Origin of the sequence: Bradyrhizobium sp. CIR18, from assembly GCF_014198295.1 — a bacterium.
In the GTDB taxonomy this organism is placed as follows: Bacteria; Pseudomonadota; Alphaproteobacteria; order Rhizobiales; family Xanthobacteraceae; genus Bradyrhizobium.
The window spans coordinates 197,978-221,739 of sequence record NZ_JACIHF010000009.1 but is presented as its reverse complement, the minus strand read 5'-3'; the positions used below and the strand labels follow the sequence as shown (position 1 = coordinate 221,739).

General features: G+C 61.2%; 14 protein-coding genes. 11 read left to right on the top strand and 3 right to left on the bottom strand.

Translation table 11 applies throughout. From position 1 onward, the window contains the following. Positions 1-30: 30 nt before the first annotated feature. The 6 genes from GGD65_RS26245 to GGD65_RS26220 all read left to right on the top strand — a co-directional run bounded on the left by GGD65_RS26245 (position 31) and on the right by GGD65_RS26220 (position 6,085). On the top strand, positions 31-747 hold the full coding sequence (locus GGD65_RS26245) for an HAD family hydrolase (RefSeq protein WP_183237079.1): 717 nt from the start codon (positions 31-33) through the stop codon (positions 745-747). Positions 748-763: 16 nt separating this feature from the next. Next, positions 764-2,071: an FAD-binding oxidoreductase gene (locus GGD65_RS26240; protein WP_183237078.1), complete on the top strand. Its 1,308-nt coding sequence runs from the start codon at positions 764-766 to the stop codon at positions 2,069-2,071. A 22-nt stretch (positions 2,072-2,093) separates the two neighbouring features. Then, a complete protein-coding gene (locus GGD65_RS26235) occupies positions 2,094-3,140 on the top strand; it encodes an ABC transporter substrate-binding protein (protein ID WP_183237077.1) in 1,047 nt (348 codons plus the stop codon). A 69-nt stretch (positions 3,141-3,209) separates the two neighbouring features. Next, the gene (locus GGD65_RS26230) at positions 3,210-4,022 is read left to right on the top strand and encodes an ABC transporter permease (RefSeq protein WP_049814808.1); all 813 of its coding nucleotides are present in this window, start codon (positions 3,210-3,212) and stop codon (positions 4,020-4,022) included. Next, positions 4,019-4,804: an ABC transporter permease gene (locus tag GGD65_RS26225; protein WP_018317002.1), complete on the top strand. Its 786-nt coding sequence runs from the start codon at positions 4,019-4,021 to the stop codon at positions 4,802-4,804. The genes GGD65_RS26230 and GGD65_RS26225 overlap by 4 nt, the downstream gene beginning before the upstream one ends. A gap of 681 nt (positions 4,805-5,485) precedes the next feature. Further along, entirely contained in the window at positions 5,486-6,085 is a 600-nt protein-coding gene (locus tag GGD65_RS26220) for a tyrosine-type recombinase/integrase (RefSeq protein WP_183237076.1), read from the top strand. A 185-nt stretch (positions 6,086-6,270) separates the two neighbouring features. On the opposite strand, the gene GGD65_RS26215 is transcribed toward GGD65_RS26220, so the two are convergent. The 3 genes from GGD65_RS26215 to GGD65_RS26205 form a co-directional block, all read right to left on the bottom strand. Beyond that, complete coding sequence (locus GGD65_RS26215) at positions 6,271-6,471, bottom strand: hypothetical protein (protein ID WP_183237075.1); 201 nt, start codon at positions 6,469-6,471, stop codon at positions 6,271-6,273. Positions 6,472-6,561: 90 nt separating this feature from the next. Continuing rightward, positions 6,562-11,001 carry a cytochrome gene (locus GGD65_RS26210; protein WP_183237074.1) on the bottom strand — a complete coding sequence of 1,480 codons (4,440 nt, stop codon included), beginning with the start codon at positions 10,999-11,001 and terminating at the stop codon, positions 6,562-6,564. A gap of 34 nt (positions 11,002-11,035) precedes the next feature. After that, positions 11,036-12,790 carry a hypothetical protein gene (locus GGD65_RS26205; protein ID WP_183237073.1) on the bottom strand — a complete coding sequence of 585 codons (1,755 nt, stop codon included), beginning with the start codon at positions 12,788-12,790 and terminating at the stop codon, positions 11,036-11,038. Between the two features lie 316 nt (positions 12,791-13,106). Between GGD65_RS26205 and GGD65_RS26200 the strand changes: the two genes are divergently transcribed. The 5 genes from GGD65_RS26200 (at position 13,107) to GGD65_RS26180 (ending at position 23,759) form a co-directional block, all read left to right on the top strand. Beyond that, on the top strand, positions 13,107-13,427 hold the full coding sequence (locus tag GGD65_RS26200; RefSeq protein WP_183237072.1) for a hypothetical protein: 321 nt from the start codon (positions 13,107-13,109) through the stop codon (positions 13,425-13,427). A gap of 93 nt (positions 13,428-13,520) precedes the next feature. Beyond that, a complete protein-coding gene (locus GGD65_RS26195) occupies positions 13,521-13,937 on the top strand; it encodes a hypothetical protein (protein WP_183237071.1) in 417 nt (138 codons plus the stop codon). 16 nt (positions 13,938-13,953) lie between these two features. After that, on the top strand, positions 13,954-14,520 hold the full coding sequence (locus GGD65_RS26190; protein ID WP_183237070.1) for a hypothetical protein: 567 nt from the start codon (positions 13,954-13,956) through the stop codon (positions 14,518-14,520). A 13-nt stretch (positions 14,521-14,533) separates the two neighbouring features. Continuing rightward, on the top strand, positions 14,534-15,262 hold the full coding sequence (locus GGD65_RS26185; protein WP_183237069.1) for a hypothetical protein: 729 nt from the start codon (positions 14,534-14,536) through the stop codon (positions 15,260-15,262). 277 nt (positions 15,263-15,539) lie between these two features. Then, a complete protein-coding gene (locus GGD65_RS26180; protein ID WP_183237068.1) occupies positions 15,540-23,759 on the top strand; it encodes a hypothetical protein in 8,220 nt (2,739 codons plus the stop codon). Positions 23,760-23,762: the final 3 nt, after the last annotated feature.

Here is a 23,762-nt window from a genome sequence, read left to right as displayed (position 1 = left end):
CTAGCCTGTCTAACCTGAGAGAAACACGACATGTCGATCCAAGCCGCGTTCAGCAACTTCAAGGTCCTCACCTTCGACGTCGTCGGCACCTTGATCGATTTCGAAACCGGCGTGATCAACGCAGTGCGCAAGATCTCGGGCAAAACGCCGGCCGAGCTCAGCGACGATCAGATTTTCGAGCCCTACAAGCGCGGCCGCGACATGCACTACGAGCGCTCGAGCGAGGCGATGTTCCACGTCTATCGCCATCTCGCCAAGGAGCTCGGCCTGCCGTCTGACGACGCGTCGTGCGATGTCTTCCAGCTCTCGGTGCTGCGCTGGGGACCATTCGTGGACTCAGTCGAAGCACTGAAGCGCTTGCGCACGAAATTCCGGCTGGTGGCGATGACCAATGCGGACCGCGTCGCGCTTTCGTGTTACGCGCATGCGCTCGGCAATCCCTTCGACGACACCGTCTGCGCCGACGACACCGGGGTGGCAAAGCCCAATCCAGAGTTCTTCGCTTACAACAAGGGGCGTCAGTCCGCCTTCGGCTACAAGCAGTCCGACATTCTGCATGTCGCGCAGAGCCAGTACCACGACATCGGCATCGCGCGGAAGCTGGGCTACAAGGTGTGCTGGATCGAGCGCCGCCAGGGCATTGCCGGTTTTGGCGGCACGCCCGCGGTGGAGACACTAACCAAGCCGGACTTCCATTATCCGACCTTGAAGGCACTGGCCGACGCAGCGATCGGGCCGGCGGCATAAATCCGTGAGCGCGGGCATGACACGGGACTGGAGCGCGCAGCCATCGGCCAACTCGCTGTGGGAAGCCACGGCGGAGCCGGCGCGCGATTGTCCCGTGCTGTCGGGCGAGCATCAGGCCGATGTGGTGATCATCGGCGCGGGCTATACCGGGCTCTCCGCCGCGCACCATATCGCCAAGAGCGGGCTCGCACCGATCGTGCTCGAGGCCAACCGCCCCGGCTGGGGCGCGAGCGGGCGCAACGGTGGCGTGATCACCGCAAAGTTTCGCCTGTCGTTCCGTGAGATCGACGCCGTGCACGGCCGCGCGATGGCAAAGCGCATGTACGAGATCGCTCATGAATCGACCGACATGGTCGAGGAGCTGGTGTCCGAATTCGGTATCACCAGCGCAAACCTGACTCGGACCGGCCAGGTCAAGGCTGCCCACAACGAGACGACGCTCAAGGCGACGATCGACGAAGCCAATTGGATGACGCGCGAGATGGGCTCCGCCGAGGTCCGCATCCTCGACAGAAGCGGCGTGCGCGAGGAGACCGGCTCCGACATTTTCGTCGGTGGCGTGCTCAATCCCGGCTCGGGCGGGATCCATCCGCTGAACTATCTGCGCGGCCTCGCCGATGGCGTGGCGCGCCGCGGTGTTCCGATCTTCCAGGAATCTCCGGTCGTCAAGCTGCGGCGCGAGAACGGCGGCATCGTCGCCGAGACGCCGCAAGGCGCGGTGCGCGCGAAACAGGCGATCATCGCGACCAACAGCTATTCGGATTTGACCGGCGCGACCGCGCATCTGCAGCGCACGCTGATCCCGTTCCGCAGCGCCATGGTGGCGACCGAGCAGCTGCCGCGCAATCTCGCTGGCAAGCTGATGCCGACGGGACGGACCTACACCGAGACCAAGCGCATGATGCGCTGGTTCCGCATGGTCGACAATCGCGTGATCTTCGGCGGGCGCGGCGCATTCGGCAAGCAGGACTCCCAAGCCGCGTTCGACGCGCTGCGCAAGGCGATGGTCGGCATCTTCCCTGATCTCGCCGAGGTCCCGCTCGCATACAAATGGTCGGGCCTCGTCGCGATGACGCTGGATTCGGTGCCGCATATCGGCCGGCTAGACGACCGCACGCTGGTCTCGCTGGGTTACAACGGAGCAGGTGTGGCGATGTCGAGCCTGATGGGCCGCTATCTCGCCGCCTTCGTGCGCGGCGAGAGCCCCGACGTCGCCCTGCTCGATGTCAGTCGCATGAAGACCATTCCGTTCTATCCGCTGCGCGAGCCCGCCGTGCGCATGGTCGCCGGCTGGTACCAGTTTCTGGATGCGATCGGTCAGTGAGAAGTCTTTGGAGGAGGCGAGGATGACGATGAAGCAGAAGTTTGGACTGGGCTGCGCGCTGCTGGGCGCAATCGGATTGACCAATGCGGCCGATGCCGCCGAGCAGATCACCTTCGTCTCGCAGGGCGGCGCCTACCAGCAGGCGCAGACGGTGGCGATCCTGGATCCCTCCGCCAAGAAGCTCGGCATCACCATCAACCAGGATTCCATTCCCGACGCCTGGCCCGCGATCAAGACCCAGGTCGGCAGCGGCAAGCCGATCTGGGACGTCGTCGACACCCCGACCGGCAATTGCCTGCGTGGCGGCGAGCAGGGGCTGATGGAGAAGCTCGATTTCTCGAAGATCCCGAACGGCGCGGCGATGCCGGAGGCGTATCGCAGTCCCTATTCGGTCTCCTATGAGTTCTATTCCAGCGTGCTGGCCTACAGCCAGAAGACGTTCCCGAAGGACGCGCCGAGTAGCTGGGTCGATTTCTGGGACGTCAAGAAATTTCCCGGCCGCCGCGCGCTACGCAACCACCCGTTCGCAACGCTCGAGGCCGCGCTGATGGCCGACGGTGTTGCGCCCGACAAGCTCTATCCGCTCGATGTCGACCGCGCCTTCAAGAAGCTGGAGGAGATTAAGCCGCACATCACGGTGTGGTGGACCTCGGGTGCGCAGTCGGCGCAGCTGCTCAACGACGGCGAGGTCGACATGGAGATGGCCTGGAACGGCCGTGTCAGCGCGGTCGCCAAGGAAGGCGCCAAAGTCTCCTTCACCTACAATCAGGGCATTTTGCAGAGCACCTCGCTCTGCATCCTCAAGGGCGCGCCGAATCTCGCCACGGCGGTGAAATTTCTCAACGAGGCCGTCGATCCCGTACACCAGGCCAACCTGCCACTCCACATCGACTACGGCCCGGGCAATCCAAAGGCTTTCGAAACCAATGTGATCAAGCCCGAGCGTGCCGCGCAATTGCCGAGCGAGCCGGCGAATGCAGCGAAGCAGGCGCTGATGTCCTACGCCTGGTGGTCCTCGCCCGCCGGCGAGGCGGCCGAGAAGCGTTGGGCTTCGTTCATGCAGAAGTAAGACGAGGCGGCGTTGACGATATCAGAGCCAGATCGATCGCAAAGGCATCAGCGCCGCGAGCACGGCCTGATGCTGGCGCTGGTGTCGCCGGCACTGCTGGTGATTCTGGCGCTGATCGTGCTGCCGGTCGGCTGGCTCGCCTGGCAGTCGATCTATCATGACGGCTTCACACTGGAGAATTATCGCCGCGTCTTTACCGAGGACATCTACTGGCGCAGCTTCGCACTGACCTTCGAGATCAGCCTCGCGGTCACATTGATCGCGCTGCTGCTCGGCTATCCCGTGGCTTATCTTGCCAACGCGTTGCCGAAAGGCTGGAGTATCCTCATCCTGTCGCTGGTGGTGCTGCCGTTCTGGACCAGCGTGCTGGTGCGCGCCTATGCCTGGCTGGCGCTGCTGCAGCGCACCGGCGTGATCAACCAGTTCCTGCGCTATCTCGACGCCATCTCCGAGCCGCTCGCGCTGGTCCACAACACCTTCGGCACGGTGGTCGCGACCGTGCATATCCTGCTGCCCTTCATGGTGCTGCCGCTTTATGCCGCCATGCAGAAGATTCCGAACGACCTGATGCAGGCCGGCGCCAGCCTGGGCGCGAGCCCGTCGCTGACCTTCTTCAGGGTCTTCCTGCCGCTGTCGTTTCCGGGCGTGCTCGCCGGCTGCACCATGGTGTTCGTGCTCTGCCTCGGCTTCTACATCACGCCGGAGCTGCTCGGCGGCGGCCGCACCGTGATGGTGTCGATGCTGGTGAGCCGCAATGTCGAGCTCTACAACCAGTTCGGCGCGGCGAGCGCCGTCGCGGTGGTGCTGCTTCTCAGCGTGCTCGCAATCTTCTTTGTCGTCAGCCGCTTCATCTCGCTCGATCGTGTGCTGGGGCAGAAATGACGCGCATCTCGCCCGCACGTATTGCCCTCTACGTGATCAGCGCGCTGGTGCTGGTCTATCTGATCCTGCCCGTGCTGATCATCGCGCCGATCTCGTTTTCCAGCGCACGCTTCCTGACTTTCCCGCCGCCGTCGTTCTCTACGCGCTGGTACCAGCAGTATTTTTCGAATCCGGCCTGGATGCAGGCGACGCGGGTAACGCTGACGGTCGGGTTGCTGACCGTGGTGATCGCAACCCCATTGGGGGTAGCCGCCGCCTATGCCATCAGCCATTCAAAACTGCGGATCATGCGCGTGATCCACATTGCGCTGCTGCTGCCGCTGGTGGTGCCGATCATCATCACCGCGGTCGGCATCTTCTTTTTCTACGCCAAGGTCGGCCTGGTCGCGACCATGCCCGGCCTCGTGCTGGCGAACGTGATGCTGGGCCTGCCCTATGTCGTCATCTCGGTGCTGGCGGGCCTGCAGAGCTTCGATCCTGCGCAGGAGATGGTGGCGCGGAGCCTCGGCATGAACCGCCTGCGCAGCTTCTTTGCGGTGACGCTGCCGCAGATCAAGTCCAGCGTGGTCGCCGGCGGCATCTTCGCCTTCATCTCGGCGATGGACGAGACCATCGTCGCGCTGTTCATCTCCGGCGGGCAATATCAGCCGCTGACCAAGCGCATGTTCACCGCGCTCCGCGACGAGATCGATCCGACCATTGCCGCGATCTCGACACTGATGACGGCGGCTTCCTTCGTGCTGGTGCTGCTCGCAACTGGGCGACGCCGTAGGAATGCCTGACGTATCGCGAATATGGCATCAGAGCTAACGCATGGCGAAATGCCCGAGGCCAACGACTTCAGCAGCCTGTTGCTGGAGTAGGAATTACGCCATCCGCAAATTTGCGGCTGCGGGGCATCGGTATCGACGGGCGTCCAGGTGCCGTACGTCCCGGCCGGTTTGCCGAGTCCAAAAGGATTGGACATCGCCAATCTGCACGTTCCGCTTGCAGGTTCGCAACCATCGAGTGACCGTTCCGCCCACAAAAGTGCAACCTGCCGCCAGAGCTCCTCTTGCGAAAATTCCGCCGAATCTACGATCGCGAGGAAACCATTGATCCCGCTGGTGGGCCCGGCAGGACTCGAACCTGCAACCAGACCGTTATGAGCGGCGGGACAACGATTGGCTTCGTTGATTTTGCTAACTTTTTGTTTGAATCTGATCGCGTTTTTTGCGCTCCGGCTGGGTCGTTTCTGGTGCGAAACTGGTGCGTTAACGCCTGCTCGCGCAGACGAGCCGGGCCTGACATCCGTAAGCTCTCGATCGCAGGACTCTCAACGATGATCATCAAGCGGAACGGCTTTACCCTCTCAAGGCTGAAACAGGGGTTCGATTCCCCTAGGGAGCGTCACGAAATCAATGATTTACAGAAGTTGGAGCGCGTTCGTCGAATAAGCGACGAATAAGCGTCTGTGCACGAAGATGGACGCTGGCGGATATCGCGAGTTCTTCCGCGTGCCAATCAACCATCTGACTCCAATCCAGCATTGGGACTTGATCGGTCGTTGGGCCCCGCTTTGGCCGAACGCGAAACGGTCGAAGCGCCATCACAAGGCCGCGCGCTATAAGGACGTGCCTGGCATCGTCCGGGCCCCTAACGCCAAACACAAAATGGCCGACACGACTGTGAATCTCGCTGCTGAATACATTATCTTAACGGCGGTGCGGACCGGCGAGGCTCGCTTTATGCGCATACGCGAGGTCGACTTTGCAGAACGGCATTGGACCGTCCCAGCGGAGCGGGTGAAGGCGGAGGACGATCCGGAAGGCAAAGATTTCGAAGTACCGCTTTGCGATCGTGCAATCGCGATTTTGAAAGCGGTCATTCCGACGGATGCTGCCTCTGATGCCTTCGTGTTCGCCGGGCAGTGGTCAGCGGATCACTCGAAGCCGCTCGGTATGAACGCGGTGCTACACGCGCTCAAGGCGGTTTATCCGGCGATGACGACGCACGGGTGTCGGTCGAGCTTTCGGGATTGGGCAGGTGATGAAACGCGCGCGACATCGCTGAAATGGCGTTAGCGCACAAGATTGGCGACGAAACCGAGCAAGCCTATCGACGCGGTAATGCGTTGAAAAAGCGACGTCAATTGATGGAAGCATGGGGTCGATATGTCGCAAGCGCTTCTAACGTGATCGCACTTCCGCGCCGAGCATCGCAGTAGGCTTTCTGACGATGGCCGGCGGGTCGCGAGCTCTCCGCGGGATCACTCACCTCTGGCCGCCATCACCTCTTCTCCGCGCTGCTGCCCTGGCCGGCATTGAATTGCGGTCGCAAGCTGCTGAAAATAATGTAATTCTAGATTGTCGTTTGCAGTGATACCAACACAAATACCATCCGTTTGGAAACGACATTTGCCGATCGAGATGATCAGGCCAGGGTTCAAATCACTCCCCAGCAACAGCATTAGTCACTGTCGTCGATACTAGCGGACGAATTTCTCGGGCTGGACAAACGGCAAAGCGCGGCAACTCATACGTATGAAGCCTCGAATTCGCTAAGTGGTTGGAACACCAGTTTCAGAAGCGCTGTTCGCAAGCTTTCTATTTTGGGCGCGAAGTTGGTTGAGCTTCGTCAGGAACATCAGCGCGGAACGACTAGGTAGGAAAAAATATCCGCCCCCACGAACCGTCACGAAGCTCTTGCCCCCCGGTAGCGAGAGCGAGCCGGCAGACGTCGGGATCGTAAATCGCGTGGAGGCTCGCTTCACCGACACGATTGGATCCGGTTCGTTGGTAAGTCCAGCGAAGCCGGGAGCTCCAAGCCACGACTGTTGGATGAACTCGAACTGGCGCTCCAGATCCGCGCACAAGCCGATAAACAAAAGTCCTTTCTCGTGTTTTTGCTGATACGATCTGCCGCGCCGCAACAGACGATGCCGATTGGTAATCGTCAGTTGCGAGTCGTCCCCAGGCGCCAGGCTGCCACGGGGATTGGTGCGGCGGACATGCGCGCCGAACGGACAATAGAGGCCCTGGGGGTCATCGACCCCGAAATCCAGATCGGTGTCCGTGCTCATGCGACTCTCGCGGCGGGTATGTTTGCCAGGCGCCGGTGCGGGCCCAATAGGTCGGTCGATCAATGGTACGCCGTCATGCCAGCGTCCCATCATTTTGGCTTCTATCCAGTCCGGCGTGACGGTGCCGCCAACTAGATCCGTCAAGCGGTCCGTCTCCAGCAATTTTTCGGCACAGCACCTCGCATAGTCATGGAATGCATCGACGTGCTGCTCGAATTGCCGGATTGCCAGGTAGCTGCCGTTGCGTCCGAAGTCGCGCACCTGCGGGCGAGGGTCCTGAAAGGCCGAGAAACGGGTTTCCGCTGGTGTTGGAACGGACCCCAACCGATTGCCGACGTCGCTCTTCCGGGTGACCACCGGCGTTGGCGGGTAGTAACCCTGGTTGCTCTTGTAGCCCAGAAGGAATTCGCCTGGCGCCATGATGTCGCGCGGTTGCACGCCGCGAGCAAAACGCTGCGTGCCGCGGATCACCGGCTGGGAGATGCCGTCGCGGAAGCCGAAGTGCTCGTAGTCGACGCCCTTGTCTGTGGGCTGGGTGTCGAGTTCGTAGACTGCAAAACCTGCGTCGTTCAGCTTCGAACAATGCAGCTTGAACAGTTCATCGCAGTCGGTTTGGTTCTTTCCATAGACGAGAAGTGCGAGGTGAACCGGCTTGTCGCGGTCGGCGTCCGACCAGCGCCATGCCGATGGGTCGGATCCGGCATAGTCGCCGAGAACACGCTGTCGCGAACGCATTCCGAGATTAAACGCGGTGGGGAACGTCGCCATCGCGTCGTCCTCGCCGCAGTCGGGAAGTCCAAGATGAGACAGGCCCGCCGCCGTGAAGGCGACGCAGGTCGCCGATCGCTCCACTTCGCCGGACAGCGGCCGGTCGCCGAAGGTGACCTCAAGCTGGCTGCGCTCCAGTTGGGGCAGCAGCGACGACAGCCACTCGGTGCAAACCACAATATCGTCGGGAAGGCGGATTGCAGCGAACTTCATGAATTGAAGCCGTTTGAAACCGCGGAATACGAGAGCTTGTACCTCCTCCGTCTCGATCACTGTGTCGGTTTTTGGCATCGAGCCGAAATAGCTGAGCCATGCGCGCGCTTGCGAATCCGTTGTCGTCCGCGCCAGTTCCCAGCAGATCACCGCATTGTTGCGTATCTGATCTGCCGTGAGGTTAGAGAAGTGGTTGAACCAGAATTGCGTCGGCTGCTGCTGGCGGCGCACCCAGCGCTTGAAGCGATCGCCATCCTGGGCGCCGTCACTCATCAGCCATTTCGTGCGTGGATAGCCGACGGCATTGCTCCAGGCTGCGTTCTGGCCCTGATAAGCTTTGGTGACGAAATCCTCGAGATAGCTCTCCCAGCTGCCGTCGTAATTGGAGAGGAACACCAGGCGCTCCAATCCTGGCGGCCGGAACCAGCGAGCGAAATGTATCGTTCCCATGTTGACGATATAGCCGGGACGGAAGTCGCGGCCGATGATAAGCTCGATCCCCCACAGCGCGATACCGAGCGTAAACCTGCGGAATCGGCCGGGCTTCAGCGGAGAGACCGACAGAAAATGGTTCTGCGCAAAGTCGGGGTCGTTTTCGAGGTTCGCGATCTCGCCGATCTTGGCAAGATCGGGATCGAAATCTTCGGGCTTGTCGTTGACGTCGGCCCCATGCAGCCGTGCGGCAAAGGCGCCGACGAGGATACCGACCAGCGTGACGGTGCCGATACCTCCTGAAACCAGTGCAATGGCGCACTGCCCCGCGGTAATTAGAATGTCCGTCCAGGCGAAGGACAGCGAAAAGCCGAACCAGTAGAAGCACAACACGCTCACGATAGCAGTGACTAGCAGCAACAAGCGATAGACAGGAAAGAGTGTCGGTGAGGAAAGGACCGCGAAGAGGCGGCTATCAGGCTGCTTCCAGTTGATTGTCCGTGGTTCCTGTCGACTTGGGACCATCAGATGCCGACGGAATTCGGCGCCGCGATCTAACAGTTTCTGCATGCCTGGCTCGCCCCTCGCCATCCGGCTCAGGTGTGAATCGCCATGGATGAGGCGGCGAACGAATTGCAGGGCCGTCGTGGCATGACCGCCGAAGCCAGCGTGAAGCGAGACGAAGTAATCGACGGCGTCCCGGCAGAAATCCGCCAGTTTCTCCTGCTGCTGGATGCTCGCGATCGACTGGCCGGGGAGACCATAGAAACACAATCCTGTCGTTCCCCATGGCCGGGCCTGCAGGTCAAGCGCGCTGTTCTTCAACAGCTCGCGCAGGGCCGGACCGTCACTGGTCCGGACCGGAGCCGGATCGCCGTTCGCCGCCGAACGGAAGAGATGCAGCAGCCACGGGCTTGCGGAAACAGCGATCCCGTCGATCAGCGTGTCGGCATCCCCGTCGCCATTTACTTCCAGCAACAGGTGCGGCGCCGGGTTCTCCGCGTCCCCCAGGTCGATGGCATTGAGCGAGGCAAAATGAATGACCTTCGTACGCCGAAGGGCGCTATGGAGATTGAACGGGCCGGGCTGCGCGAGATTGCGGCTCTCGTTCTGCCAAGCCCCGAGGTCGGCCGTTTTGGTGAGCGGGGCGAGCACCGTGACCATGCTCTGGGTCTGCGATCCAAATTCCGGCTTGAACTCCATGTCGAGCCGGCGGGGAAACACCCCGACCCTGAAGATACGTCCCCACGTATCCTTGCTTGCGTGCAGTCCTTCCCTCGATAGCAGCGACGCGAAGATCGCAGTGATCTGATTCATGGCAAGGGTCTTGCCAAGGCACGCGTGAACGCCGGATCCAAACACCAACTCGTAGTTCCTCGACTCGTCATCGCGCATCGCCGAAGCGGTCGAAACCAGCAGGATAGATCCTGCGGGAATTTGGTGTGGACCTGATGCGGTTTCGATAGTGCCGCCCTCGCACGTATGGCGCCATTGCCCGGGGTTGAGCGCCGGGTTTAGGCGCGCCGCCTCGAACAGAATCTGCTCCAGTTGTTCGCGCGCCGTCTCATCGCCGCTGCGTGCTTTCTTCGCCGCTGCGACTGCCGCATCGAGCCCATCTCCCGTCCGCAGCAACTCCTCGATGATGTTGCCGGCCGCCAGGGTTGTAGTGGGGATAAATCCTGTGATCATGCCCACCATGATGGCGCGAATTTCATCGTCCGAAATGCGGCTGTCTACGAGGCTTTGAAGGATCGTTTTGTCTAGCCCCTCGGGCGGCAACGGCGGGTCGACCGAATATCTCACGAGGGCGGCATCGATCACGGATCGCACCCGCGCCGCACCGGCCAGCGCGAGCTTGCGCGTCGCCGGCTTGCCGAACGGATCGGCAAACAGCAATGCCGATATCGACATCGACCATTCGGCGAAAGCATCAGGGTCGTCGACACTAAGCCCGAACAGTTCGGCGCAGGTCTCCGACGCCACCCGGGTGATGAGATCCTTCATGACATCGATGCGCCCCTGGGACGCGTCGATCAGCATATCGGCGATTTGTCGCGTGCGCTGGATAAGCCATTCCGCCTCCTGTGCTCCTATCAGGTCGCGAATGAGGTCGTGTTGACGCTTCTGCTCGGTACCCTCGAGACCAAGGACAAACGTCGCTGCTCCTCCGCCGAGCTCCTTCATCTCCGGGCCATAGGGCACGCTGAAGACGTTCGGTTTCGCAAGCACGTCGCGCACGTCAGTGTTGCGGGTGATAATGACCAGCCGGCCGAATTTCGGGATCGGGCAGAAACTCCGGAAGAAAGCGAAGGCTACTCGCAACGACCACAGCCAGAGTCGCCTGAGAGCTGGCGACCAGAGCTGGTCGGGGCCAAGGTCGTTGAAGTCGAAGGCATCGTCAGATGCGTTTTCGCTTCTAGATATGGCCTGCGCCGTGGCAATCTTGTCGAAATATTTTAGCGTCCACCCGGAAAAGAATCCCCCTGCCGCCTTTGCGTCCCCCATAACGCCCCCTTCGCTCTAAAATAATATCCACGTCCTAACTTCGCGAATTGTTACTCCCGGTGGCCAGACGGGCTTGGCCTGCCGCGACCGAATCGACTGACTCGGCAAATCGCCGGTTCAGCGCGCGATCCTCAAATGGAATCCAGTCAATATATTTGCTCGAAAAGTGGGGCTTGAGGCCCCGAAGCTCTTCAAATGCTGCCACGGCCTGTTGCCGTTCCCTCAGCTTCAGGAGGGCGTCGATCTTGACCATGTGGGCGTACCAATATTGCTCCCGCCGGACGATGGCGAGGTCAGCATAGGAGATCGCTTCGCGGTAGTCGCCGAGCAAACTGGACCTCATAGCCAACTCGCCAAGGACGAAGAAAAGATGCACGTCGAACGGGCTAAGCCGCCTTGCCAGTTGGAGGGGCTCGCCTGCCTGCTCAGGCCTGCCCGCAAGATTCAAGGTGCTGCCGATCTGCGCGTGAGCGATGGCAAGGCTCGGCGTCAGTTCCACCGCCTGGAACAGAAGGTCGAGCGCAGGCTGCATATGCCGCAACCATGTCTCAGCGGTGCCCGCCAACCAGTACGCCCGGCCATCGGACGGATCGGCCCGCATGGATTGCTGGGCGAGGCGTCGCATTTCCAACACGCGATGCGCTGGCTGTCGTCCGGTCCAGATCGACCAGGCCAGTCCGTGGGTGACATTGATCAAGGCTTCTGAGGAGTGAGGATCGAGAGCCAGGGCCTTGGCGAACAGCTTCTGCGCCTCATCCGAATCCGCGTGCTGTAGGCGGTAGAGGTGCCATCGGCCCCGCCAGATGAGATCGGTGATATTCGCTCCCGACGGCAACCGGTCCCGCGCGCTCGACCGCTCTCCGTGATCGATCTTGGCGCCGAGATGTGCGACCAGCTCCTGCAGGCATTGGTCGAGTGCAGTGGCAATCACCGATCGGACGATCTGGAGCCGCTTGGACCAGACTACCTGGAGCCGTGCCGCTTCGTAGAGCGTAACGTCGATCAGCGTCAGGTCGCTCGAGGTCTGGACGGTCCCGTCGACGAGATATTTAGCGCCCAGCGATCTTGCTGCCTGGGCGGTGATCGTCGAGGCGCGTGGACCACCGGAATCGCCGGCGATGACGGCCAGCCAGCGCACGCGCGACAACCGGTTGATCAGCTCCTGCTTGAAGCCCTCTGCGAAATAGGCTTCCTCCGGATTGCCTGTCAGGTTTGAAAAACGCAGGACCGCCAGCGAGGGGCCGTCATTCGGGCCCTGTGCCGACCACTTGAAGCCGGGCTGGACGACCGCTACAGCCTCCGGAGGCTTGGGAGCCGTCTCGCTACGGGCGTGGCCGGCCTCGGACCTCGCCAGTCGGATGCGCTGTTCGCGGAGCCAATCCTCGAACGCCTCCTCCCCGGGGATATCGAAGCCCTCGAGAAACTCGCCAGGCTGGCCGGAGTCGAGCACTCCTTCGACGGACTCAAGCACGTCGACGCTGACGATGCGGAGGTCGAGCCGCACCCTGTCCCGCTCGCAGACGAGGGGCGTCCAGGAGCGTTGATTGATCCTTCTTCGCAAGTCCGACAGCTCGCGCCGCAAGCTCCCGTTCGCCTCCTTCGGTTCACGGCTGCCCCACAGTTGCGTTTGGAGCCAGCCTCGAGCCCTTTCGCCGTCCTTGGAGACGGCAAGCATGGCGATCAGCGCTGCTCCCTTGCGACTCGGAATCGCAATTCGGTGCCCTTCCGGGTCCATGAGGCTGACCGGACCCAGAAGACGCAGCTTGTATTTCGACGTCAAGGTCAACATTCGCCGATCGTCTCCGCCCCGATGATAGCGAACCAGACACAACTTTCACGCTTTTTTTTCGATTTCCGAACGCAGGGGTCGCGTCGCGCGAACAGCCCCGATGCCAGCTTTCACCACGCACCCAGGGAAGCCACGGGGCTGGATCTGTCGGCTCTCGAGGTGCCGGGACAGGTTGGAGTTGGATCCATCGACCGGCGTTTTGCTGCGCAGCCGCATCGGCCACGCAGCAAACGCGGGAGCCGCGGGACACCGCGTCTCCCGCTGCGCCGGACCGGTCAGCACGTCCCGCGCTGCCACTTGAAAGAAGGGTTCATCAATGCCGGTGCTCTTGGAAGACACGTTCAGGGCCTGGATCGATCACGTGCTGGACAGCGGCCCGAAGTTGATCGTGATCGGCGAGGTGCAGGTGCCGACCGTGGGTTGGCACGTCAGGCTCACGCGTCGCTCGCCGCAAGGGACCCATCCCAACATCCTGATCCTCGACGTCACCTCAGAGAGGCCGCAGGGCAAAGCAGGCGAGATGGCCACGACGATCCCCCTGAAATACGAGGAGCGCCCTCCCGAGCGACCGTACACCCTGGTGGTGACGGCCAATGGCATCCACTCCGTCACGGTCGACGTCGGCCACGCGCATTAGGGGGCTAACGATGAGAAAGATGGGATTTCCTGCCGCAGCGTTCGTCCGCTCTGCCCGGCGAAATTCCTTCTCGACAAGAGATCAATATGTCTCGTGGAGGCGACAATGAAATTCAATCGCAGAATATCGACGTTTGCGCTGGGATTCCTTCTGCTCTTTTCTTCTCAGTCATTCTCTCAGGACGTCGCCAAGAACGTTGCAATCGCCGCGCAAGTTTGCGCAGCCAACGCTTGCGGCGATATCGATCCGGCGACCGGACTCATCATCATGGCGCTGGCGCAGATCGCGGTCGAGTTGGGCAAGGATGATCCGTTCGGCAAGAACAACGACCTGGTGAAGGCGATCAACACCATGCTCAACGATCTCAAGTACGGTCCAGGTCCTAATAATGATCTCTTGAAGATCCTCACCAACATCAACAACGACCTTCGCTGCGGGCCGGGACCCAACAACGACGTGATCAAGTTTCTGAACCAGATTGGAATCAAAATCACCGTAACGGGATGCTGATAAAAGGAGGAGGCAAATGACATCGCTTCGCGTTTCTGGCTTGGCCCTAACCGCCCTCGTTCAACTTGCAACTTCGGCCGCGTTCGCGGCGGACAAATGTGTCGAAGCCGGCGACAAGGGGTACCAACAAATCAACAGCGTATACGATCCGAAGCTCGACCTCTTCATGAAGATCAGCGGGGCCCTGAAAGAGAAGGGATTCGATCCCAAGAGATATCCCTACGTGACTCCGCAGGGCGGCGTCGAGCCGGTGGATCTGGTCGAACTGGTGACGAAACTCGCGATTCAGAAAGCCAGCGGCTACAAGCAGGTCGCACAGGCTGTAGACGAGTGCAACAAGGGCTTCGCCGTTCCGCAAAAGATCACCGACGCGGCGGTGTTCTTTGCAACAGGCGGATTGTCAGCAGTTCTTCCGAACAGGATGACGCATGTTGATGTTTCCCAATTGCTGTCCGGCACGCCGTTCGGCGGTCCAAACGCCCTGATCCCGAAGTTGCGGGACGACGTGCTGAACGGATTGGGCATCGGCGGGGATGTGGCTTGCATCATCCGCGATCCCAAGAAGATTTTTGGCGGCTGTTAGACGGGAGGCTGAGATGTTGAGGTCCATCTTCCTGTCGCTGCTGGCGTCGGTTCTTGCAATTGGATCGGTCAGGGCAGACATGTGCAGCGACGCCGCCGGTCAAGGCGATGCCCTGGTCCGCGAGCAATATCAGCACACCATCGACTATTTCATGAAGATCGCGGCCGCCGCTCAGTCCAAGGGCTTCGATCCGCGCAGGTTTCCGCAGGCCGACAATAGCGGGAACATTACGGCGGTCGATCTGATCGACACGATCGAAAGAATTTCGGCTAAGCGAGATGAAGGCATCGCGGCCATTTTCCAGGCGTTCCAGGAATGCCGTAACAATGTCGCGCCGTATCAAAGGATCGTGGACGTCGGAAGCTACTTCTTGTTTGGTGGCATGCAACAGGTCATTCCCGAGGGCGCCCGGCAGATCGATGCGGGGCGATTGCTCGCAGGAACGCCATTTGGTGGACCGAACGCGCTGGTGCCGCAGACGCGCGAGTACATCATGGCGCGCCTCGGGATCGGCGGGAGTGCGGCGGACTTCATCCGCAACCCTTTGCAGGTTACTCCGCAGGGGCCAGTACGTGCGCCCTGGGTGCCGACCTTGATGCCTGGTGTTCCGATCGGAGGGTTGAACATCCCGCCAGTCGGCCAGCTACCGCAACTGCCGCCACTGCCACAGTTGCCGTCTGCTCCTCCTCCCATCCAGGTTGGAAGTGTTGGTGGCCATAGAGTTTGTATCCCATGGTGTTGAAGGTGAACGCATCGGTTACGTCAGAGCGACGCGCCACAGGATTTTTATCTGGAAGCTGGGGAGATCGTCGTTCAACCGCCAGTTTCGTCCGGCACGACGCATCAGGCCATGACAGGGGGACTGAGGTGGTGTTGGTTGTTTTCGTAATTTTCAAGAAATCCGATCGGGCGAAAGATTGCATTTTGAATCGCCGGAGAAGGATTTCAGGCGATTAATCCCAATCACCTTTCATTGGTTCGGCACCGCGGAGCGCGCGTGCCGAGTGAGGTGCTATGTCATGACGACCGACGGCGGCCCGTTCTCTGCGGCACAAGATCAGCAGAGTGACCCGCACGAAGGCAATTCCGTTGCCGGTGCAGGAGCGCGATTTGCAACAAAGGTTACGCGACGAACAGTCATAGGCGGTCTTGCGGCCACTTTCGGGTCGCCGGCTTTTGCGGCCGACGACGGTGATATTGAACTGGTTTGGAATAACGACCAGAGCGTGCTCGGTTTGCGACTTGGTGGCTTGCCTGAATGGCTGTTGCCGCGGGCCGCATTCGCGGAAGACGCCAAAATCGAACCAACGCGCCACGGAAGCAAGCTGCAAATTCGAATCGACCCGGTTCGTTTTGCCGGTGTTCCCGCGGGTTCGATCGAACTCCTGTTCGAGCGGCGGGAAGGCCTGGGCGGGTCACGGTGGCAGTTTTTAGTTGCGACCAAACTGTTCGCCGATGAGCGCAGTACTGCGGTTTTTTTCTCCGACTTTCTCGCGAAGGGCCGGCTGCCGGCGGGAACCTTCGGCATCGACGAAGCTGCTCCCGATGGGAAAGACGTTCCGTACTTTGCTCGTTCAAAGAAGAGCGGGCAGTCGCTGCTGGATCGAATTCTTGGCAAGAGCTTCGCGACCTGCGAGGCCGCGGCGCGGCTGAGTTTCCTGCCCGATCTTTCATGGTCACTGGAAGCCGCCGACGCTGCCTCGAAACAGCCGCTCATCGGATTGGCGACTGCAAACCTCATCGCGAAGTCACTTCGTTTCGGACGGGCTATGGCCGATCGGGGGCCGTGCTACCGGGCCGGGAGCGGCATACCTGCCGGGACGCACAGTCTGGCGGTCGTGTTTCATGACGTCGCATCGAACTTGAAGCCGATCGTGATCGGCAGGAAAGGGAAGGCTCGCGGCGAAGTTTCGCTGGAAACCGCGATCACGGCTGCGTTCGAGCGCATCCCGCTGTCCCACGAAGGAAGTGCGGCCGGGGCCTTACGAGAAGCCCTTCTCGTCTCCGGAGCGGGACAATTCTACATCCGTCATGGTCAAGCCAAGAGCGGGCATCGTGACGGACCGTTCTATTTCGATCGTGGGGAGACATGGTGGACGCGGCGCGGGACCTCGCCATGGGAGGCGACATCCGCTCTCAGCTTGACCCCGAAGGAATTTCCCTGGAAGGCAGCGTTTGGCACCGTCGAGTTGCGAGGAGGTCCCGATACCGATCCGATAAGTCTGACGGAAAAGGCCGGCAAGCTCGATATAGAGGGCTTCGCCGCGATTACGCACATCGGGCGCCAGGTCGCGGGCTCCGATTTCAGCCGGCTCGATCTCCGCGGGGGCCTGGTGGAATTCGAGTTGCCGGACACAAAGAAGAAGGGCGCGAAACACGTTGTCACGCTGGGCAGCGAAGGCGGCGCGCGAATACCCCTCGATAACGCAACGCTTGCCGTGACCAGAAGCAAAGACCTTGTTGCCCTGAAATACCGCTTCCAGGCCCTCGACCTGGTATTGAATGCGAAGTCCGCAACGATTGCGCTGCCGTTGCCCAAGGGCGATCCCAAGGCGACGCCGGTCGAAAGCCTCTTCCTCGTCGAACTTCCGCCGCAGCACGTGGCTGAGGAGGCGATCTATCGGGTTCTGCCCGAGGAAGTCAGGGATGCGAAACCGGGCGAGGAGGCGCCTGTCCCGGGTGATGTCGTTGCACCAAACGTCCTGGTGGATGAACTCGCGCTGGATCAGGAACTGAAAGCGAAGAAGCTGCCGCTGGCGGAGCACGCCAAGCAACTCGCCGCGCTGGTCGAGAAGGAGAAGCGCAAGGACACCGATTACAACCACTTCATCGAGCTCGTCGAGAAGGAGCTGAGGGGCGGTCGCCAGCCGGGAGATCCGATCCAGCCGGAAATCAAACGGCGAGTGATGAAACTGCTTCAGGCAGAGGAAGCCAATAAATTGCCGCTGATGACCAGGGCCCGGCTCTCGGGGCCGACCCGGGTCGCCTTTCAGGTGGCGCCCAACACGGACAGTCCAAAGGCGCCGGCGTGGTCCGCAAAACTCGACGTGGCCAGCCTGACGGATTTCTCGAAGCTGGACCTCAAGGTCGTTCGCCGTGCCATGCGCTATGAGGCGCCGGAGGTCACGGATCCGCATTCCCTCGACAATCCGCTTTCGGTTGCAAAGGAGCTCGCCTTTTTCGGTGTCGAGGCGTTTCCGGTCGACAAGATCAGGGACAAGGATACGGAGCCCGGAAAAGAAGAGAAGCGTTGGGGCGAGCGAATGCAGAACATTCGCTCGCTGATGCAGGAGCCGGCTCCCTTCGAAACGTCGATCGAACTTCCGACCCTGTTGATGTTGTCGCCCGACAACAAGGCCAAATGGCGGACGCCGCGGCTGCGCAATGTCGAGCACGTGCCTTATGGCCACGTGCCGCTATGGCGAATGCAGCTCGAGCAACCGCGCGAAAACGGGCCTCAGGTGCGCGCCGTCTGGTCGTCCGATTTCAGGCGCGAGGTCTTTGCGGACGGATCGGTCAACGCCCCGGAGCGGGGCGAAGAATATCGGCGCAAGAACAACTGGTACCGAACCGCGATGGATGGCTACGACCGTCACGAACTCGTGGCGTTGTCGTCGCTGCACGGCTTGCCGGTGCTGCCGCGGCTGGTTGACGATCCTGACAAGGCGGGGGGACTGAAACTGGATGGCGGCCAGTTCATGCCACCTGAGGGGTTTGCGGTCTGGCCAGACGCCGAGGGGCAGAACAAGGAAGCGATTTACCGGCCCCGTCCATTGACCGTTACGGAGCTGTCGCTGACGGCGATGGGCGGCTCGATGACGCTAAACTCGGGCTTCGAACCGCCCACCGGATTAAGATTCGACGCCAGTGCCAAGGCGAGGGTTAAAAACGACCCCAGAATGACGTTCACCGTCGAGCGTTGGCGGCAGCAGACCGTGCTTGGCCGCGATGTTGTTGTCGAAGTCGTCTACAAGGGCTTCCTGTTTCCGATCGGACACCGCTGTACGCTGGTCAAATTGACCGAACGCAAATTCCTGCGCAATACGCAGGGCGGTTACACGACGGCGTATCTCGTGCAACGCATGTTCCTGCGCATCGGCAAGCCGGACAAGATATATCCTGGCAAGTACCATCCGGACGAAGGGCGGCGCTGGCCGTTGCGCGGCATCAAGGTGCTGACGCAGTCGACGCCTGACATCGTTGACCCAACCGATGACGTGTCCGATCCCACGTCGACTGGCCCCGGTCAAAACGGAAGGATTTCACGCTATCCGCTTTCGGACGGTGCGGCGGGGACTGCTTACGATTTCCAGGGACTGGTGTTCTGGCCACGAACCGGCAAGGCCAAAGGCCGCGAGATCCTGTTCAAGCTTGAACTCGAAGGATCGGCCGCAGCCGTCGAGATGCCGCTGATTTTCGTCGACAACAAGGCGGCGCATGATCCAGCGACGATCGCCGCTCTCTGCAATTACTACCGGTCGCTCGCCAAAGATCCGAAGCCAGGACCCGGCGCGTCCACGGAAGAGCAACTCGTTCAGGTCCTGCATGGCGGCGTTGAGCGACGCTACGCCGAGGAGAAGCAGCGCGGGACCACCGGATACGAAACGATCGCCTGGGTCTTGGGTGCGGAGGGACGCGCGCCGAAGCCGGAGTCTGCAGTCAACGATCTGTTTGAGATGGACGCCATGATGGAGGGCGCCGATCAGCCGCCCTTCTATCCCTATATCCGGCGCAGCCAGGTCCGGATCAAGCAGCTCGAGCGACTCTCGGGCGGCGCGGCTCACCCGGTGTGGGCGCGGTATCTCGACGACTATCGGCTGCATGGCTTCGCCGCCACGTCGTCGACGACGGCGGCGGAAAAGCAGAATCCGGCCGAGGTATTCTTCGAACTGCTCGACGATGCGGAGCTGTCGTTCGACAATTCCGGCGACCGGTCGGGCGGTGTCGCCAAGCCGAATGTGCCCATCACCGCGCTGTCGCGCAGCAACGGGCCGATCGGCACCGGCAACAAGCAAGGCGGCGGGGGTGGTCCGCTCAAATTCGTGAACTTCGGCAGCCTGGATCCCGAGTCGTTCTTCCCGAAGGCCAAGCTGCTCGGAATAGTCGACTTCAAGGACCTGCTGACGATCGCGGCGATTGCCTCGGGCAATCGCAAGGCGATGCCGGATATCAAGCAGATGGTCAACTACGCGGCGCAGAACCTCGTGCCCGCTGAGGCGGTCAGGGCGCTGGCAAAGGGATTGAAGCAGATCGAGCTCTGGACCGATCTGGACGGAGTACAAAGCCGATGGAAGAAGGTCCAGGACAACTTCAAATTCTACAATGAGGGAACCTTCAAGTTCTATGAGGAGCCCGGAAGCGGCCCGAAGGTCACCATTCGCGACCTGCTTCCCGGTCTTGCCAGTGCCATGGACGAGATCCATGGCCTGATGCCGAAGTTCATCAGGGAGATGCCCGAAGCTGTCGCCGCGGATGACGCCAAAGACCTGGTGGATGTCGACACGGAACGAGAGCAAATCATCGGCATCGAGTTCGGCAAGCTCTACGAAGCCGCGCGACGGCTGCTCACTGAAATCGAGCTCGTCGCCGAAGATCCGGTCGCGCCGCTCAAGGTCGAGGCCCGCCAGCTCCTGGCCGAACTGCGCGGCAGCTTGTCGGAGGCGCTCTCGAACGCTGCGATCAAACCTCTGCTGGAAACCGCATTCCAGGCGGCTGCGGTGATCGATGGAGACATCGAAGACCTGTTCAAGAAGTGGTTTATCGGGCCGGAAGGGCAGAGATGGCGCCGCAATATCCTGTTCCTGGACGAGCCGCTGTTTGGATGGTCGGCCGGCGTCCCCAACCTGGCGACGCGGTTTATCACCTGCTTCGCAGGCTCGCTTGGAATCGCCGGCCCCATCGCAGGCTATACGCGGGATCAGTGGGGTCAGATCGTCCTCAAGTTCGCAGACGCCGACAACTTTGCGCGCTACGCCCGCGAATGCTTCGGGCACATGGCGGCGGACTTGCAAGCCTACTACGACTCCCTGTCTCTTGCTGACGCCGCACTGGCTCAATTGCGGTCATGGGTTACGTCACGCATCAACAACCTGCGCACGCTCGCCGGCAATTATACGCCGCCCGCCGCCTACCAGGACTATGTTGAGTTCGTTCGCAGGTGCTTCGGCGTGCAGCAGAGGCTGTCGGGCATATTTCTGCGCGATCCGGCCCAGGCTGTCGAAGGCTTGTCCAGTGACCTGAACGAGTTTTTCAGGTTCTACCGGACCGCCGTGATCCGGCAGGTCGAATCAATCGCGCAAGACAGCCTGCAGACGGCATGCGCGAACGTGGCGGGATTGCTTCTGGCATTTGCGGCTGTGACGACGCCCGAACCTCCGGAAGGTGCACTGACCTGCGCCGTCGATCCCGCCCAGTCCGCGACGACGGGTACGCCCGCCGTGCTCAGGCCGTTGGTAAAGACCTGTTCCGACATCCGCGACGTCCTCGTCTCCGCAACCCAGTTCATCGATGCGCTTGACAACATCGTGCCCCCGCCGGCGGGCGTGCGGGCAGAGGAGCTTGATAAGCTCAAAGAGCTTGTCGCGCAGCGCAAGGGCGAGTTGCGCGAGATAGTGCAAAGGCTGGTGACAGCGGTCGGTTCTGCCGCGCGTGGCATCAACGAGGTGCTCGACGCCTGGCGCGCGTTCTTCGGTTCGCTGACGCCGGCACAAGCCGCCGATTTTCAGGCCTGGGTCGATCAGAAGGCCACGGCCGTCTGCTCTAGCCCAGCCGATCTGAAACTGAACATCGATCGGGCGCGCGCGCTGGCGCTCGCTACCGGCATCTCCATCGATCAGACCGCAGCCGCGTTTGCGGTCAGCCTGACGGCGATGAAGGGCGTGCAGGACGGCTGGAACGGTACGTTCACTGACCAGGCGATCAAGGCCGCGATCGAGTCGGCGCGCATGGAGCTGGCGGTACAAGTTGCCGACGTCGGCCACCATGTGCTCGAATTGCTGGTGCAGCAGACCAGCTCGTTTACGGCCGCCGCCCAGGCGGAGACCGACCAGTTCCGGCGCGGTGCCAAGCAGAAATTCGAGGCCGCGGCGTCCGACGTCATCTCGCAGCTCGGAGCCCTGAGCGATGCCGTCAAGGATGCCGCCGACAAGCTCGATACGACGCTCCAGGCGTGGCAACGCGAACTTAGCGCCGCGCAGCCTCTGGTCGCAGCTTATGTCAAGCGGACCACGGATGAGCTGAAGCTTGCCCGCGACGCGGTTGTCAAGGCGCGGACGGCGTCGTCAGCGTCCGAGAAACTGCAGGCTTACGGGGACGCGGCCGCGCACATTGCCAAGCTTCTTGACCCCGACTCCGACAAGATGTTCTCGACGGCCAAGCAAGCCATCGACCGCGTCCGCGGTACCTTTGAGCAAGGGCTGCTGGAGCAGCTATATTCGCTGACCGATCTCGGAACGGTTCTCGAGACCGAGGTCATAGCCGTAGCCTCGCGCCTGGCGGCGCCCATGCTGAATATTCTGGACGGCGTTTACGGTGTCGTTGACGACAAACGAAAGGCGATCGAGCTCAAGGTCAACTCCGTCGACGCCCTGAGGATACTCGACAAGTTCTTCTTCAATATTCACAACGTTCTCTACGTCAATGAAAGCGATACCAGCGATCAGATTTCGATCGACAAGGCCAAGATCGAGGAACTTCAGGTCAAGGCGGCGGCCGGTACTGCACTGACCGCCGACGATGCGGACGCCATCATCACCATCGTGGCGCCGGGAACCTCCTCGCTGGTGGTGCTGTTCAACCAGATTCAGTCGGCGTCCGAAACCGTGCTGCGGCTCGACCTTGCGAGGTTCATCGACTTTGCCGAGATCCGCAAGACCGTCGAGAACGAGATCAAGGCGCTGGTGCCCGCCAATGTCTCGCTGAGCTACAATTACAGCACCGCTTTCGCGCCCCACGGTTCGCTGCAGGAGTTGTTCGACCTGTGGAACTACGCGGATGGCATGGCGAAATTCCGCGAAGCTGCGGGGGAGGTCGGCGAGAACGACAATTTCGTCATCAAGGCGGAAGCCCACCTCAACATTCTCACCGGCGACCGCTCGGTGAAGGTCGAGGGCCATTTCCAGCCGTTCCAGATCAAGCTGTTCACGAAGGCATTCGATGTCGTCACGCTGTTCTTCGACGGCGCCAGTTTCAAGTCGCTGAACGGCGGCAAACCGGACTTCAAGACCCATCTTGTCGAGTCCAAGCTGGGCCCGGAGGTCGAGTTCCTGAAGCAGCTCGAGGCATGGTTGTGCGGCGGGCAGGGCAACGGCTTCTTTCTCAGGCTTACGACGCAGCCGATGTTCGGCCTTGAAGCCGGCTATCGTTTCGGCCTGCCCATCATCTCGATCGGCACCGTCTCGTTCATCAATGTCGGCCTCGAAGCAAGCGTGATGCTTCCGTTCGAACCGGGCGACGCGATCTTCCATGTTGCGTTGTCGTCGCGCGACAATCCGTTCATTATATCGGCAGCACCCTATGGGGGCGGAGGACACGTCGGCCTGTACGCCAACGCGAAAACGATTGTTGGCGTCGAAGCTTCATTCGAGTTTGGCGGCGTCGCGGCATTTGCGTTCGGCCCGTTGAGCGGCGTCGGACGCATCACGACGGGCGTTTTTCTGGCCAAGTCGGCGTCGCGGGGCGCAACGATCCAGGGACATTTCTTTGCCGGCGGGTCGGCACACATCTGGATCTTTGGGATGTCGACCTCGCTTACCGTGCGCATGGGCCAGGCGAATGGCGGCAGCATGTGCGGTTCGGCCGTCTTCAGCTACTCATTCTCCTACGGCCTCGACGACATCGAATTCCATGTCGCGGTCGCGCGGCAGGAGGGCAAGGGCTTCAGCGGCAGCGGTTCGAGCTCGGACAATTCCGACGGGTCCGGGCGCACGCGCTATGCACAGTTGACTGCCAATGACGCGGGACCGCAGGTGCCTGCCGTTCCGCCGATGCCGCCGCTCAAGCTGGACGACAAGGCGACTCCGGCAGAGCGCGCGCAATGGTTGCAGAAGTGGGACGATTGGAAGAAGGCGTCGCGCAAGAACATTCGACAGCATCGCGACCAACAGGACCAGGCCAAGGTGGACCGTCTGAACAGGATCGCGCCCTATGGGGTGAAGATCACCAGCAAGGTGGCGACCCGTGAACATGCCTGGCGTAGCTACAAGAAGTATTTCGATCGAAAGATGCTTCCCGAGGATTGACAG

What these genes read in the sequence shown, in the direction of transcription:
- GGD65_RS26190 (WP_183237070.1), top strand. Translation starts at nt 13,954, where the DNA reads ATGACATCGCTTCGCGTTTCTGGCTTGGCCCTAACCGCCCTCGTTCAA.
- GGD65_RS26180 (WP_183237068.1), top strand. Translation starts at nt 15,540, where the DNA reads ATGACGACCGACGGCGGCCCGTTCTCTGCGGCACAAGATCAGCAGAGT.
- GGD65_RS26215 (WP_183237075.1), bottom strand. Translation starts at nt 6,471, where the DNA reads ATGCTGTTGCTGGGGAGTGATTTGAACCCTGGCCTGATCATCTCGATC.
- GGD65_RS26245 (WP_183237079.1), top strand. Translation starts at nt 31, where the DNA reads ATGTCGATCCAAGCCGCGTTCAGCAACTTCAAGGTCCTCACCTTCGAC.
- GGD65_RS26205 (WP_183237073.1), bottom strand. Translation starts at nt 12,790, where the DNA reads ATGTTGACCTTGACGTCGAAATACAAGCTGCGTCTTCTGGGTCCGGTC.
- GGD65_RS26220 (WP_183237076.1), top strand. Translation starts at nt 5,486, where the DNA reads ATGGACGCTGGCGGATATCGCGAGTTCTTCCGCGTGCCAATCAACCAT.
- GGD65_RS26240 (WP_183237078.1), top strand. Translation starts at nt 764, where the DNA reads ATGACACGGGACTGGAGCGCGCAGCCATCGGCCAACTCGCTGTGGGAA.
- GGD65_RS26235 (WP_183237077.1), top strand. Translation starts at nt 2,094, where the DNA reads ATGACGATGAAGCAGAAGTTTGGACTGGGCTGCGCGCTGCTGGGCGCA.
- GGD65_RS26225 (WP_018317002.1), top strand. Translation starts at nt 4,019, where the DNA reads ATGACGCGCATCTCGCCCGCACGTATTGCCCTCTACGTGATCAGCGCG.
- GGD65_RS26185 (WP_183237069.1), top strand. Translation starts at nt 14,534, where the DNA reads ATGTTGAGGTCCATCTTCCTGTCGCTGCTGGCGTCGGTTCTTGCAATT.
- GGD65_RS26210 (WP_183237074.1), bottom strand. Translation starts at nt 11,001, where the DNA reads ATGGGGGACGCAAAGGCGGCAGGGGGATTCTTTTCCGGGTGGACGCTA.
- GGD65_RS26230 (WP_049814808.1), top strand. Translation starts at nt 3,210, where the DNA reads ATGCTGGCGCTGGTGTCGCCGGCACTGCTGGTGATTCTGGCGCTGATC.
- GGD65_RS26200 (WP_183237072.1), top strand. Translation starts at nt 13,107, where the DNA reads ATGCCGGTGCTCTTGGAAGACACGTTCAGGGCCTGGATCGATCACGTG.